The organism is Dysgonomonas sp. 511, from assembly GCF_010501105.1.
Lineage (GTDB): Bacteria > Bacteroidota > Bacteroidia > Bacteroidales > Dysgonomonadaceae > Dysgonomonas.
Genome location: NZ_QVMQ01000011.1, coordinates 86,286 through 99,618, shown reverse-complemented (window position 1 = coordinate 99,618; position 13,333 = coordinate 86,286). Strand labels below are relative to the sequence as shown.

At 44.0% G+C, this 13,333-nt stretch carries 14 protein-coding genes; 12 read left to right on the top strand and 2 right to left on the bottom strand.

The window, feature by feature from the left end:
- Positions 1-16: 16 nt before the first annotated feature.
- From rpmD to rplQ, 11 genes are all read left to right on the top strand, one after another.
- Entirely contained in the window at positions 17-193 is a 177-nt protein-coding gene (gene rpmD / locus D0T57_RS06580; protein ID WP_163272104.1) for a 50S ribosomal protein L30, read from the top strand.
- 31 nt (positions 194-224) lie between these two features.
- The gene (gene rplO, locus D0T57_RS06575) at positions 225-674 is read left to right on the top strand and encodes a 50S ribosomal protein L15 (RefSeq protein WP_163272102.1); all 450 of its coding nucleotides are present in this window, start codon (positions 225-227) and stop codon (positions 672-674) included.
- 1 nt (position 675) lies between these two features.
- Positions 676-1,992, top strand: a complete 1,317-nt coding sequence (gene secY, locus D0T57_RS06570) for a preprotein translocase subunit SecY (protein ID WP_163272100.1) — start codon at positions 676-678, stop codon at positions 1,990-1,992.
- A gap of 11 nt (positions 1,993-2,003) precedes the next feature.
- Positions 2,004-2,804, top strand: coding sequence for a type I methionyl aminopeptidase (gene map / locus D0T57_RS06565; RefSeq protein WP_163272098.1), 801 nt, complete (start codon positions 2,004-2,006; stop codon positions 2,802-2,804).
- Between the two features lie 16 nt (positions 2,805-2,820).
- Positions 2,821-3,039, top strand: coding sequence for a translation initiation factor IF-1 (gene infA / locus D0T57_RS06560; RefSeq protein WP_014224918.1), 219 nt, complete (start codon positions 2,821-2,823; stop codon positions 3,037-3,039).
- A 15-nt stretch (positions 3,040-3,054) separates the two neighbouring features.
- Positions 3,055-3,171 carry a type B 50S ribosomal protein L36 gene (gene ykgO, locus D0T57_RS06555; protein ID WP_163272096.1) on the top strand — a complete coding sequence of 39 codons (117 nt, stop codon included), beginning with the start codon at positions 3,055-3,057 and terminating at the stop codon, positions 3,169-3,171.
- Positions 3,172-3,204: 33 nt separating this feature from the next.
- Positions 3,205-3,585 carry a 30S ribosomal protein S13 gene (rpsM, locus tag D0T57_RS06550; RefSeq protein ID WP_163272094.1) on the top strand — a complete coding sequence of 127 codons (381 nt, stop codon included), beginning with the start codon at positions 3,205-3,207 and terminating at the stop codon, positions 3,583-3,585.
- Between the two features lie 10 nt (positions 3,586-3,595).
- Positions 3,596-3,985: a 30S ribosomal protein S11 gene (gene rpsK, locus D0T57_RS06545; protein ID WP_163272092.1), complete on the top strand. Its 390-nt coding sequence runs from the start codon at positions 3,596-3,598 to the stop codon at positions 3,983-3,985.
- Between the two features lie 104 nt (positions 3,986-4,089).
- Positions 4,090-4,698: a 30S ribosomal protein S4 gene (rpsD, locus tag D0T57_RS06540; protein WP_163272090.1), complete on the top strand. Its 609-nt coding sequence runs from the start codon at positions 4,090-4,092 to the stop codon at positions 4,696-4,698.
- A gap of 8 nt (positions 4,699-4,706) precedes the next feature.
- Positions 4,707-5,699 (top strand): DNA-directed RNA polymerase subunit alpha, encoded by a 993-nt coding sequence (locus D0T57_RS06535; protein WP_163272088.1) that lies wholly within the window; start codon positions 4,707-4,709, stop codon positions 5,697-5,699.
- Between the two features lie 8 nt (positions 5,700-5,707).
- Positions 5,708-6,259 carry a 50S ribosomal protein L17 gene (gene rplQ, locus D0T57_RS06530; protein ID WP_163272086.1) on the top strand — a complete coding sequence of 184 codons (552 nt, stop codon included), beginning with the start codon at positions 5,708-5,710 and terminating at the stop codon, positions 6,257-6,259.
- Positions 6,260-6,366: 107 nt separating this feature from the next.
- Here the strand turns inward: rplQ and D0T57_RS06525 are convergent, their stop codons facing one another.
- Positions 6,367-7,401: a lysylphosphatidylglycerol synthase transmembrane domain-containing protein gene (locus D0T57_RS06525; protein ID WP_163272084.1), complete on the bottom strand. Its 1,035-nt coding sequence runs from the start codon at positions 7,399-7,401 to the stop codon at positions 6,367-6,369.
- 1,302 nt (positions 7,402-8,703) lie between these two features.
- Between D0T57_RS06525 and pbpC the strand changes: the two genes are divergently transcribed.
- Positions 8,704-10,989: a penicillin-binding protein 1C gene (gene pbpC, locus D0T57_RS06520; RefSeq protein ID WP_255490525.1), complete on the top strand. Its 2,286-nt coding sequence runs from the start codon at positions 8,704-8,706 to the stop codon at positions 10,987-10,989.
- Positions 10,990-11,267: 278 nt separating this feature from the next.
- Here pbpC and D0T57_RS06515 read toward each other — a convergent pair whose 3' ends face one another.
- Entirely contained in the window at positions 11,268-13,220 is a 1,953-nt protein-coding gene (locus D0T57_RS06515; RefSeq protein ID WP_163272082.1) for an NAD(+) synthase, read from the bottom strand.
- Between the last annotated feature and the right edge of the window lie 113 nt (positions 13,221-13,333).

Here is a 13,333-nt window from a genome sequence, read left to right as displayed (position 1 = left end):
TGCAAAGAAAACAATTATGGCAAAAATTAAAGTTAAACAAACAAGAAGCAGAATCAACTGCCCTAAAGACCAAAAAAGGACTTTAGATGCCCTTGGACTTAAGAAAATGAACAGGGTAGTAGAGCACGAAGATACACCTGCAATAAGAGGTATGGTCAACAAAGTAAGCCACTTGGTTACTATTGTAGAATAAATTAGTTTTATAAGATAAAAAATAACGAAATATGAGTTTATCAAATTTGAGACCTGCTGAAGGTTCTACCAAAACCAGAAAAAGAATCGGACGTGGTCCGGGTTCAGGCTTGGGCGGTACTTCCACTAGAGGTCATAAAGGAGCTAAATCCAGATCAGGTTATTCAAGGAAGATCGGATTCGAAGGAGGACAGATGCCTATCCAACGCCGTCTGCCTAAATTCGGTTTCAAAAGCCTAAACCGTGTAGAATACAAACCAATCAATCTGGATGTTTTACAAACTTTGGCTGAATCTAAAAACCTTACCAAAATTGATGTACAAACATTGATCGAGGCAGGATTCATCTCAGCTAAACACAATGTAAAAATATTAGGAAACGGAGCATTGACAACTAAAATAGATGTTGAAGCTCATGCTTTCTCAAAATCTGCGGAAGCAGCTATACAAGCAGTAGGTGGAACAGCAACAAAACTAAAGTAAGATGGGATTTATAAAAACATTGCAAAACATCTCGAAGATTGAAGACCTGCGCAACAGGCTTCTTATCACCTTCTTTTTCGTAGTAATATACCGTTTGGGAGTACATATTGTCCTTCCGGGTGTCGATCCTCAGGAATTGACAAACCTACAGGCTATGACTTCGGGCGGAATACTCGACATATTAAATATGTTCTCGGGAGGTGCATTTGCCAATGCTTCGATTTTTGCTCTGGGTATTATGCCGTATATATCGGCTTCCATCGTAATGCAATTGCTGGGTATGGCTTTGCCGTACTTCCAAAAACTACAACGCGAAGGCGAAAGCGGACGCACAAAGATGAACCAATACACCCGTTACCTCACAGTAGCTATCCTGCTATTTCAAGGACCGGCTTACCTTATCGGGGCATTAGGCCCTGCGGCTCCTACATCGTGGACATTCCTTGTCCCTTCTACCATTATCTTGGCCGGAGGTAGTATGTTTGTCCTTTGGTTGGGAGAGCGCATCACCGACAAGGGAATCGGAAACGGAGTATCATTCATCATTCTTGTAGGTATTATCGCACGCTTGCCTCATGCACTTATCGGTGAATTTACTTCCCGTTTGAGCAGCCAGGCAGGAGGATTGGTAATGTTCCTTGCCGAAATAGTATTGCTATTGCTTATCATTTGCGGTGCAATATTATTGGTACAAGGCACACGCCGTATCCCTGTGCAATATGCCAAAAGAGTTGTAGGAAACAAACAATACGGAGGCGCACGCCAATATATTCCGTTGAAAGTGAACGCAGCCAATGTGATGCCTATCATCTTTGCTCAGGCAATCATGTTTGTGCCGATTACGCTAGCAGGATTCTCTACCGAGAAAACAGGCTTTATCGGCTCGCTTACTTCGCACGACGGAGTTGCATACAACGTTTTGTTTGCTCTGCTTATCATTGCATTTACATGGTTTTACACAGCCGTGACTATCAATCCTACCCAAATGGCCGACGAGCTGAAGAGGAACAACGGATTCATACCGGGTATCAAACCGGGTAAGAAGACAGCCGATTACATCGATACCATAATGACACGTATTACATTCCCTGGTTCTTTGTTCCTGGCACTGGTTGCTATCCTTCCTGCATTTGCCAGCTATTTCGGCATAAGCCGCGAGTTTTCCCAATTCTTTGGAGGAACATCACTGCTTATCCTTGTAGGAGTTGTACTCGACACATTGCAGCAGATCGAAAGCCATTTGCTGATGAGACATTATGATGGATTATTGAAATCCGGAAGAATCAAAGGTCGTTCTGGTTCAATTGCAGCATATTAAGGAGAATTTAAATGATATTTCTGAAAACAGACGAAGAAATCGAATTGATGCGCGAAGCCAACCGCTTGGTCGGAATGACACTCGGCGAACTGGCAAAGCACATTAAACCTGGAGTTACTCCGGCACAATTGGATAAGATTGCCAAAGAATTTATATACGATCACGGAGCAATCCCTTCCTTCTTGGGATACAAGGGGGCTCCGGGTTCGGTAGATTTTCCGGGTGCTATCTGTGCTTCGGTAAACGAACAGGTCGTGCATGGATTTCCTACCGACTATGTTCTCAAAGATGGTGATATAATATCTGTGGACTGTGGTACTGAAAAGAACGGGTTCTGTGGCGACTCTGCCTATACATTTTGTGTAGGTGAAGTGGCAGAAAACGTGAGAAAGCTACTCAGAACAACAAAAGAAGCCCTTTATCAAGGTATAGAAAAAGCTGTGGAAGGAAATCGCGTAGGCGATATCGGAGAAGCAGTGCAGACATATTGCGAAAAAAGAGGCTACACAGTTGTACGCGAACTTGTAGGTCATGGTATCGGTCGCAAGATGCACGAATCCCCCGAAGTGCCCAATTATGGCAGGCGAGGGACGGGTCCTTTGCTCAAGAAAGGAATGTGCATAGCAATAGAGCCGATGATAAACATGGGAAGCAAGAATGTGGTGTTCGAAAGCGATGGCTGGACAGTGCGGACGAAAGATCGCAAACCATCGGCGCACTTCGAACATACAGTAGCTATACGACAAGGCAAAGCTGATATATTATCAACATTCGAATTTGTAGAATCTGTTTTAGGGGATAACGCAATTTAAATCTTTAAATACCAATATGGCAAAACAAGCAGCAATAGAACAAGACGGAGTCATAGTAGAAGCATTGTCGAATGCTATGTTCCGTGTAGAACTTGAAAACGGACACGAAATCACAGCACATATTTCTGGAAAGATGCGTATGCACTATATCAAAATACTTCCGGGAGACAAAGTGCGTGTAGAAATGTCGCCTTATGATTTGTCGAAAGGACGGATTTCATTCAGATACAAATAAAAAATAAACAAAGATATGAAAGTAAGAGCATCATTGAAGAAGCGTTCCGAAGATTGCAAAATCGTAAGAAGGAAAGGACGCTTATACGTAATTAACAAAAAAAACCCGAAGTTCAAACAACGTCAGGGATAATTTATTAATTTTGCAAATTAATCAAGAAAATATATGGCTATAAGAATAGTTGGGGTCGATTTACCGCAAAATAAAAGAGGCGAAATTGCCTTAACATACATTTTTGGTATCGGACGTAGCTCTGCTAACAAAATCCTTGCTGAAGCAGGAATCGATAGAGACATCAAAGTAAAAGACTGGACTGACGATCAGGCCGGAGCAGTACGTGAAATCATCGGTACCCAGTTCAAGGTAGAAGGAGATTTGCGTTCGGAAGTGCAACTTAACATCAAACGTTTGATGGATATAGGTTGCTACAGAGGAATCCGTCACCGTATCGGTTTGCCTTTGAGAGGTCAAAGCACTAAAAACAATGCCCGCACACGTAAGGGTAGAAAGAAAACTGTTGCTAACAAGAAAAAAGCTACAAAATAATTAATTTGATATGGCAAAAAAAACAGTCGCAGCTAAAAAGAGAAATGTCAAGGTGGAAGCTCTTGGTCAAGCCCACATACATTCTTCTTTCAACAACATTATCATTTCGTTGACAAACAACGATGGACAGGTAATCAGCTGGTCATCAGCAGGAAAAATGGGTTTTAGAAGTTCTAAGAAAAATACCCCTTATGCAGCCCAAATGGCAGCATCGGATTGTGCAAAAGTTGCATTCGACTTAGGACTGAGAAAAGTTAAAGTATATGTAAAAGGACCGGGCAACGGACGTGAGTCTGCTATCCGTACCATCCATGCAGCAGGTATTGAAGTATCGGAAATTGTTGACGTTACTCCACTTCCTCACAACGGATGTCGTCCTCCAAAACATAGAAGAGTTTAATCATATTTAAAATTTGGAACTTAAATTGTGATTTGATTACACAAACCCTCTCTGTGATCGCGGCTGCACAATTTCAGCTTTCATCAATTATTAATTAGAAAAAAATGGCAAGATATACTGGACCAAAATCAAAAATCGCCCGTAAATTCGGAGAGCCAATATTCGGACCTGATAAAGTTCTTTCGAAAAAGAACTATCCTCCGGGACAACACGGTAACGGAAGGAAGAAAAAATCGTCGGAGTACGGTATCCAATTGCGCGAGAAGCAAAAAGCAAAATATACATATGGCGTTCTTGAAAAACAATTCCGCAATATGTTTAACAAAGCCCTAAGTAGCCGTGGTATTACCGGTGAGGTGCTTCTTCAAATGTTGGAATCAAGACTCGACAACATCGTTTTCCGCCTGGGCATAGCTCCTACAAGAGCTGCTGCACGTCAGTTGGTTTCGCACCGTCATATAGTTGTCGATGGCAAGGTGGTAAACATACCATCATATTCAGTTAAGCCGGGACAACAAATCGGCGTTCGCGAGAAATCTAAATCGCTGGAAGTTGTCAGCGAGGCATTATCAGGATTCAACCACAGCAAATACCCTTGGATTGAGTGGGATCAGGCTTCTATGACTGGTAAATATCTTCACCAGCCGGAAAGAGCCGATATCCCGGAAAATATTAAAGAACAATTGATCGTAGAGTTGTATTCTAAAAACTAATTAAATTCATGGCTATATTAGCATTTCAAAAACCGGATAAAGTATTGATGTTAGAATCGGATGATTTCTTCGGGAAATTCGAGTTTCGTCCGTTAGAACCCGGCTATGGTATTACCGTAGGTAATGCTTTGCGCCGTATTCTGCTTTCATCTCTCGAAGGTTTTGCTATCACTTCTATTAAAATCGACGGCGTTGAGCATGAATTTGCTACCGTGCCGGGTGTTATAGAAGATGTTACAAATATCATTCTGAACCTGAAACAAGTACGTTTCAAACAGATAGTTGAAGAGATTGAAAACGAGAAGGTAAGTATAACAGTCTCAGGTACCGAAGTATTCAAAGCCGGAGATATAGGAAAGCACCTGTCGGGATTCGAAGTATTGAACCCTGACTTCGAGATCTGTCATTTAGACAAGAACGCAAGCTTCCAGATCGAGTTGAATATTAACAAAGGCCGTGGATATGTACCTGCCGACGAAAATCGCAATCTGTCCGACGATGTTAATGTTATAGCTATTGATTCTATTTATACTCCGATCCGTAACGTGAAATATGCGATAGAAAACTATCGTGTAGAACAAAAAACGGACTACGAGAAACTTGTTATAGAAATAGCAACGGATGGCTCCATACATCCGAAAGATGCCTTGAAAGAAGCTGCTAAAATTCTTATCCACCACTTCATGTTGTTCTCTGACGAGAAGATTCTCCTCGAACAAAGCGAGTCGGATGGAAACGAAGAATTTGACGAAGAAATCTTGCATATGCGCCAATTGTTGAAAACAAAACTGGCAGACATGAACCTGTCGGTGCGTGCGCTTAATTGCTTGAAGTCGGCAGAAGTAGAAACTTTGGGTGAATTGGTGCAGTTCAATAAGAACGACCTCCTTAAGTTCCGTAACTTCGGTAAAAAATCACTTACCGAGCTTGACGAACTGTTGGATAGCCTGAGCTTGTCTTTCGGCATGGATATTTCTAAATATAAATTGGATAAAGATTAATAAGCGACATGAGACATAATAAAAAATTCAATCACTTAGGACGTAAGAGCGCACATAGAAACGCTATGCTGTCGAATATGTGTTCGTCTTTGTTCCTTAGCCCTAACAAGCGTATCTTTACGACTGTGGCTAAAGCCAAAGCTTTGAAGAAAGTTGTAGAGCCTATGATTACGAAGGCAAAGGAAGATACAACTCACTCAAGACGTCTGGTTTTCCAAGACCTTCAAAACAAATTTGCAGTTACAGAATTGTTCCAAAATATCTCTCAAAAGATAGCTGACCGTCCGGGTGGATACACTCGTATCATCAAGACCGGTAACCGTTTGGGTGACAATGCTGCAATGTGTTTTATCGAGTTGGTAGACTACAACGAAAACATGTTGAAGGAGAAGAAAGCTGCTTCGAAAGGTAGGACTCGTAGGTCTAAGAAAGCTGCTGACGCTGCTGAACCTGTTGCTAAAGAAACAGCCAAGAAAGCGAAAGCTGAAAAAGCAGAAGAGGTTGCTCCTGAAGCTCCGGCTACAGAGGCTGCTGCAGACGAAACTCCTAAAGCAGAGTAATAGAATTACAAATTTACTCTATAATAAAAGAAAGCATCGATTTCGGTGCTTTCTTTTTTGTGCTTTATCGTTCCATTGGATTTATACTCATCGCTGCCCTCAGTGTGTTAAGAAGCTTTCTTCCTCCCAAACGAATCCTTTACCCATCGCGGCACTATCAAAGCCCCTACAAACAGGTAATTATAATATGTGAGTAACCTCCACAACAATATAACAAGAGGTACCACCCCTGTCAACGGAATAAACTCGCTCAGGTACTCCTTGAATATAAATTCGCTGAATCCACTTCCCCCCGGTGTAGGGCTTACTACCATCACTATCCACATCACAAACTGGCGGGCAAATATCAGCAGGTTATCATATACCGGAAAGAATGCCATGAAAATAGCGTTTACGACCAGATAGCGCGAGCACCACGACAGAATAGTGGATGTGATAAGCGGAAACCAAAACTTAGCCTTCTTACCCTTTATTTCCTTCGAACTGGTGATGATGTCGTCACCAGCCTTTGCCGCAGCCTTGTGCCACCGGCGGAGAAATGGCAGCCTGAATACCTTTATCAGTAGCCAGCGTATGCTTTGTGGGCGGAAGAACAGGCCTACTATGAGGAATGTACACATCAGCATCTTTATCAGGTATGCAGCAGTAAAGAGAATGAGTACCCCTGAGCCTAATGCCGACGTATCGGAAAACAATGTGTGGAATGGAATGAATAGAAGCAATATCGGGAATGTGACGATAAAGAACATCTCATCGAGCAGCAATGTGACAAATACGATAGCTGTACTTCGCCCCACGGGGATATTCTCTTTTGCAAGGAATAGTACGGCCATGCTCGATCCCCCGACCGACGAAGGCGTGATTGCCGTTCCAAACTCAGCCAACAAGGTCACCTTTATACATTGTTTCCTCGACAGGCGTTTTTCCGTCAGGTAGCGGTAGCGGATAACGAAACCTGCATCGCGCCCCAGCATAAAACAGAAGGCAACGAATATCCAGATCAGGGATGTGCCGGTTATACTTACTTGCTGCAAATCGCCAAAATCGAACTCCCGCATAAACATATAACCTACCACCCCGATACCTATCAGGGTAGGCAATATGATTTTCCATACACTAAAGCCGGACGATTCTTTTCCCATTCCTCAAATATCTGTTTTGCAAAAATATAAACTTTATCTGTATATACACTTGAAATAATGCTTATAAAAGATAAAGGGCAATATTAGTGGCTGTTTAAATTTTATAGCAGAACTTTTTTATAGCTTTTTCTTCCTTCATTTTCAGCCTGTTTTCGGCTAATGCTATGCCACCTCTCTCCCTTCCCTCTCTGTTGGAGGGGCTGGGTAGTAAAAAAGTAACAAAAGTAACACATTTTCGTTATTTTTTTCTTGTTACTTTTTCCCTCTCTTGTTGTGGCTTGCAGCTCTCTCTTTAGAGCAGGGCTTAACAACCCTACCCTTTGGATAGAACGAAGGGAGAGGTAGCATTTTTACTATAGATAAAGTTGTCGGGATTTAGTTACTTAATAATGGCAATGGGTAGTTGAATTATATGTTGATTTTTATACTGCATAAAAGCAATTATGATTTTAATATTTTATTATTGGTTCATACTGCCGCGCCCTCCCGGGCTTACCCTTCCTTTTGGCATTGCCCAAAAGGAAGCAAAAGGCTAGTGCTTCGTTCCTCGTCGACCTGTCAACGGCTTGCCGCCTTCACCGGACAGGTACCCGCCTGCGGAACTGATGCACGGAAAGCTGACGCCCGACAAGAGTTTGCGATAACACTCGTCGTGCTTTAGCCAAGCGCCCTTAGTTTTGCGTACGGGGCACCCACGCGGTGCAGGCGGCGTAGAATGAAGTGGGGGCGTTGTTATACCACTTTGCCAAGCCAACAAAGGCTTGTTGTTAGTTCACTTCATTCAGCCGACAAGGCGCAAAGTGGGTCGTACGGCAAAGCGAGGCGCAAAAGCGCTTTTGGTTCCTTTTGGGGCTTAGGCCAAAAGGGACGCAAGCAATCTGTGATTGCGCGCAGTATAAAAAAGAACATTTTGCAGCTAGATTCTAACTGCTGATTCGCATTAATTATGGGGTGTTACTTTTTAGCCTTTTCTTTCCTCCGCAGATATTTCGGCCTTCAGCATGACTGAGTAAAGATATCCATGCAACAAAGAAATATGTTTTAACTCAAGGCCATCCATAATTCTTACTTATACATTATCGGCAGAACAGGAAATTTCTTACATTTGTTAAGATAAGAAATAAATAGCCTCTCTGTTGACAGGATGACGGGAAAAGAGGACAAACGGACAATATCAACCCCAAAAACCAAAATCTGAAAGCAATAGATAAGATATCACACAGCCTCCCTGTAGCCTCTCTTCGGAGGAGGTGGGCGGGTCTGAAAAAAAAATATAAGATTGGGCTGCCTATCTTTGCCGTATTGCTTATCTGGTATATCTTTTGCCTGCCGTCTCCATTGTTCGATGTGTCGTATAGCACAGTAGTGTCCGACAGGCACAACGAACTGTTGGGTGCGCGCATTGCCGGCGACGAGCAATGGCGTTTTCCCGAATCCGATTCCATTCCCGAAAAATATAAGGTTTGCCTTGTGGAGTTCGAAGACCGCCATTTCTACCGCCATTGGGGTGTAAACCCATTGGCAATAGGCCGCGCCGTGAAACAAAATCTGAGTAGCGGGCGCATTGTGAGCGGGGCTAGTACTATCACTATGCAAACTATCCGCCTCTCGCGCAGGGAAGGGCGTACCATCTTCGAAAAAGCAATAGAAGCCATACTTGCCACCCGCCTAGAGTTTGCCTGCTCGAAAGAAGAAATACTCAACCTCTATGCTTCGCATGCCCCTATGGGCGGCAATGTGGTAGGCATAGAAGCCGCATCGTGGCGGTATTTCGGGCATAAGGCTGCTACATTGTCGTGGGCAGAAGCTGCTACATTGGCTGTATTGCCCAATTCGCCCGCGCTGATGCACTTCGGCCGCAACAGGGACAGGTTGCTCGATAAGCGCAATCGCCTCTTGTTGCATCTGCATACACAGGGCATATTAGACGAGGTAGATTACGAGCTTGCTGTTTCCGAACCTTTGCCTATGCAGCCGCAACCATTGCCCAATGTTGCACCCCACCTTGTAGCACGGTTGTATCAGGATAGGGGAGGGCAGCATATAGTTTCTACTATTGACAAGATGCAGCAGGAGCGTACCGAGATTATCCTCAACCGTTGGAATGCCGAGTTTGCCCAGAACGGCATAAAAAATATTGCTGCCATAATATTCGATGTAAAAAAGAACGAAGTATTGTCTTATTGCGGCAATGTAGATTTCGAAAGCTCCGTATCGGGCAATCAGGTAGACATTATACAGGCTCCCCGCAGTACGGGCAGCATCCTCAAGCCATTCCTCTATTGCGCCATGTTGCAAGAGGGGCAACTGCTGCCCAACCAACTCTTACCCGATATACCGCTCAATCTGGGCGGATTTACCCCTAAGAATTTCAGCCTGCAATACGATGGGGCTGTTCCTGCTTCCGAGGCTCTTGCCCGTTCGCTGAATATCCCATTTGTAGTGGCATTGCGCCAATACAATGTGCAGAGGTTTCACAACCTGCTGAAAAAAGGCGGTATGACTACACTCAATCGCCCGTCGAACGTTTACGGGCTTTCGCTGGTGCTGGGAGGAGGAGAGGGGAAACTCTGGGATATTTCGTATATGTACCTGCAAATGGTGCAACAGCTTAATATGTTCAACGAAGAAGGACGTTATTATGAAATGAAGCCTCCTGCTTACATCCTGAATAGCGACAACAATAAGAAAGGTGAGCGCATCCACAACCCCTTATTCACGGCGGGAGCAATATGGCAGACATTAGATGCTCTGACCAATGTAAACCGCCCCGAAGAACTCGACTGGCAATCTATACCCTCCATCCAAAGGATAGCATGGAAGACAGGTACAAGCTTCGGGTTTCGCGACGGATGGGCTATCGGAGCCAGTGCCCGGTATGTGGTAGGCGTATGGGTAGGCAATGCCGACGGCGAGGGGCGTCCGGGATTGACAGGCGCACGCACGGCAGGTTGGGTTATGTTCGACATATTCAATTCGTTGCCGCAAAGCAGTTGGTTTGCCCGTCCCGACAAAGATCTGGTGTCGGTAGAGGTTTGTACCAAAAGCGGATGCCTGGCAGGAATGAATTGCCCGAAAGAAGAGATCGGCTCACAGATGGTTTGTAAGAAAGGACGAGAGGCTTCTGTTTGTACCTATCACAAGCTAGTGCATTTGTCGCGGGATATGAAGTATCAGGTTTACAACGATTGTGCCGGTAGCCGCGGCATTGTGCATACATCGTGGTTTATGCTGCCGCCCTCGTGGGAGTGGTATTATAAGGAGCAGCATCCCGACTATCGCTCGTTGCCTCCTTATTCGCCTGAGTGTAGCGACAATACTCATCTCAAGTTGATGGAATTTATATATCCTTTCCAGAATGCAGTGATAAGTTTACCCAAACAATTGGACGGCTCTCCCGGCGAACTGGTTTTCGAACTGGCTCACCGTTCTCCGCGCAATAAAGTATTCTGGCATCTCGATGGTGAATATATCGGCGAAACAGAATATATACACAAAATGTCGTATAGCCCGGCAGCCGGAAAGCATAAATTGACGGTGGTGGATGAGTCGGGAATAAATTTATTTATAAATTTTACTATAAAATAATGTAGCGTAAGTGTTTGATTTACAGTGTTTGTTGTTGATTTTTGGAAATCTATATATAGATAATTGCATTTTTTTTTCATAGGGAATGCAACGTTTTCAAGTTTCATTCATCTTATATATGTAAATCAATAAAGAGTTTACTTTAACGTTTTTAAGATAGACTTCCTAACTTTAACACAAACTTTGCTACTTATACGGTTAATATCCGTATTATGACTTCCAAACTACACAAAGCTTTAAACGCAAAAAGCATTCTGCATTCCGCAGGATGCTTTATTTTAAAGCGTAATTCTATTCAGTTCATCCATCCATAGTTGCATAGCAGCATCACTCGGCATACGCCAGTCGCCACGCGGCGAAAGGTTTACCGAACCCACTTTTGGCCCGTCGGGCAGGCACGAGCGTTTGAATTGCTGGGTGAAGAATCGGCGAAAGAAAGTCTTCAGCCATTTCAGTATGGTTTCATTATCGAACCGCCCGTCGAAGGCTTGTCTTGCAAGGAAAAAGATTTTGGCCGGCGAAAAGCCGAAGCGGAGTACATAGTAGAGGAAGAAGTCGTGCAGGATATAAGGGCCTACCACATCTTCTGTCTTCTGGGCAATGTTCCCGTCTTTGTCGGCAGGTAGCAGTTCGGGGCTTACGGGTGTTTCCACCACATCGTCAAGCACCATTTGCGAAGCCTTATCCATCTGTGTAGCAGCTACCCACGACACCAGTGTGCGAACCAGCGTTTTGGGTATGCCTGTGTTTACACCGTACATCGACATATGGTCGCCATTGTAAGTGCACCAGCCCAGAGCCAGTTCCGACAGGTCGCCTGTACCTATAACCAGCCCGTTTACCTTGTTGGCATAGTCCATCAGTATTTGGGTACGTTCGCGCGCCTGCGAGTTTTCGTAGGTTATGTCGTGTACATCTATGTCGTGCTCTATGTCTTTGAAATGTTGTATAACCGCATCTTTGATAGATATTTCCTTTATGGTTACACCCAACGATTGCATCAGCTTGATCGCATTGTTGTATGTGCGGTCGGTAGTGCCGAATCCGGGCATGGTGATACCATAGATATTTTTGCGTGGCAGTCCTATCTTGTCGAAAGCCCTGACTAATACGAGCAATGCGAGAGTAGAATCCAATCCGCCCGATACGCCTATTACAGCCGTTTGTATATTGGTATGCAGCAGCCTTTTAGCCAGTCCCCCTATCTGGATGGAGAATATCTCTTCGCAGCGTTCGTTGAGTGTGTTGTCGTTTGCAGGGACAAACGGCGTAGGGGAGATATAACGTTCTAAAGGAATATTACTTGTATTGGTATTTTCCGGCAGCTCTATATTGATTTTTTTATAATATACATCGTTCAAAATGGTATTGTATGGGGTAGCTGAGAACGACTTGTTTTTCAGCCTGTCGCTCCTTAGGCGTTCTATATCGAGGTCGGCTGTTATCATCCGGCTTTCGAAAGAGAAGCGCTCCCCTTCGTTCAGCAGCGCACCGTTTTCGGCTATCATGCTGCTGCCTGCAAAAACGATATCGGTAGTTGATTCACCATTTCCCGATGCTGCATATACATATCCTGCAATGCAGCGTGCCGACTGCTGGCTTACCAATGCCCGGCGGTAAGCATGTTTGCCTGTAGTCTCGTTGCTTGCCGACAGGTTGAATATCACTTCTGCCCCATAAAGCGAAGATATACTCGATGGCGGTATCGGAGTCCACAGGTCTTCGCAAATGTCTATAGCAAAGTTGAAGCCTTTAGCCGAAAATATGAGGTCGATGCCTACCGGGATTTCCTGTCCGCACAGATAAATTGTATTTTCATTCAATTCATCGGACGAAGAAAACCAACGCTTTTCGTAGAACTCGTTGTAATTAGGTAGGAATGTTTTGGGTACGATTCCGTATATTTTTCCATTGCCGATAACGGCGGCTACATTATATAGTTTATTGTTTATCTCTACAGGCAAGCCAATAATGGCCGTAATGGAAAGCCCTTTGGTCGCTGTGCAGATTTGCGCCAGAGATTTTTCTGCTTGGCCGATAAGCAGGCGTTGCAGGAATAAGTCGCCGCAGGTATATCCTGTTACCGATAGTTCGGGGAATACGATGGCGGCGGCATCCTTTGCTTCGGCTTGTTTTATTATGTCTATTATTTCGTTGGTATTGTAGTTGCAATCAGCAACTTTCAGCATTGGTGAAGCGGCAGCTACACGGGCGAATCCATATTTATTCATAGAGGGGTACAATATATATTTATACAAATTTACAAAATTTTCATGTTATATATCACTTTGTGTACTGAACCAAAATTACTTACCTTTGTTAAGTAACTTTAAAACGAAAGGTT

Coding starts and splice junctions, on each gene's coding strand:
- rpmD (WP_163272104.1), top strand. CDS start 17: ATGGCAAAAATTAAAGTTAAACAAACAAGAAGCAGAATCAACTGCCCT.
- rplO (WP_163272102.1), top strand. CDS start 225: ATGAGTTTATCAAATTTGAGACCTGCTGAAGGTTCTACCAAAACCAGA.
- secY (WP_163272100.1), top strand. CDS start 676: ATGGGATTTATAAAAACATTGCAAAACATCTCGAAGATTGAAGACCTG.
- map (WP_163272098.1), top strand. CDS start 2,004: ATGATATTTCTGAAAACAGACGAAGAAATCGAATTGATGCGCGAAGCC.
- infA (WP_014224918.1), top strand. CDS start 2,821: ATGGCAAAACAAGCAGCAATAGAACAAGACGGAGTCATAGTAGAAGCA.
- ykgO (WP_163272096.1), top strand. CDS start 3,055: ATGAAAGTAAGAGCATCATTGAAGAAGCGTTCCGAAGATTGCAAAATC.
- rpsM (WP_163272094.1), top strand. CDS start 3,205: ATGGCTATAAGAATAGTTGGGGTCGATTTACCGCAAAATAAAAGAGGC.
- rpsK (WP_163272092.1), top strand. CDS start 3,596: ATGGCAAAAAAAACAGTCGCAGCTAAAAAGAGAAATGTCAAGGTGGAA.
- rpsD (WP_163272090.1), top strand. CDS start 4,090: ATGGCAAGATATACTGGACCAAAATCAAAAATCGCCCGTAAATTCGGA.
- D0T57_RS06535 (WP_163272088.1), top strand. CDS start 4,707: ATGGCTATATTAGCATTTCAAAAACCGGATAAAGTATTGATGTTAGAA.
- rplQ (WP_163272086.1), top strand. CDS start 5,708: ATGAGACATAATAAAAAATTCAATCACTTAGGACGTAAGAGCGCACAT.
- D0T57_RS06525 (WP_163272084.1), bottom strand. CDS start 7,401: ATGGGAAAAGAATCGTCCGGCTTTAGTGTATGGAAAATCATATTGCCT.
- D0T57_RS06515 (WP_163272082.1), bottom strand. CDS start 13,220: ATGAATAAATATGGATTCGCCCGTGTAGCTGCCGCTTCACCAATGCTG.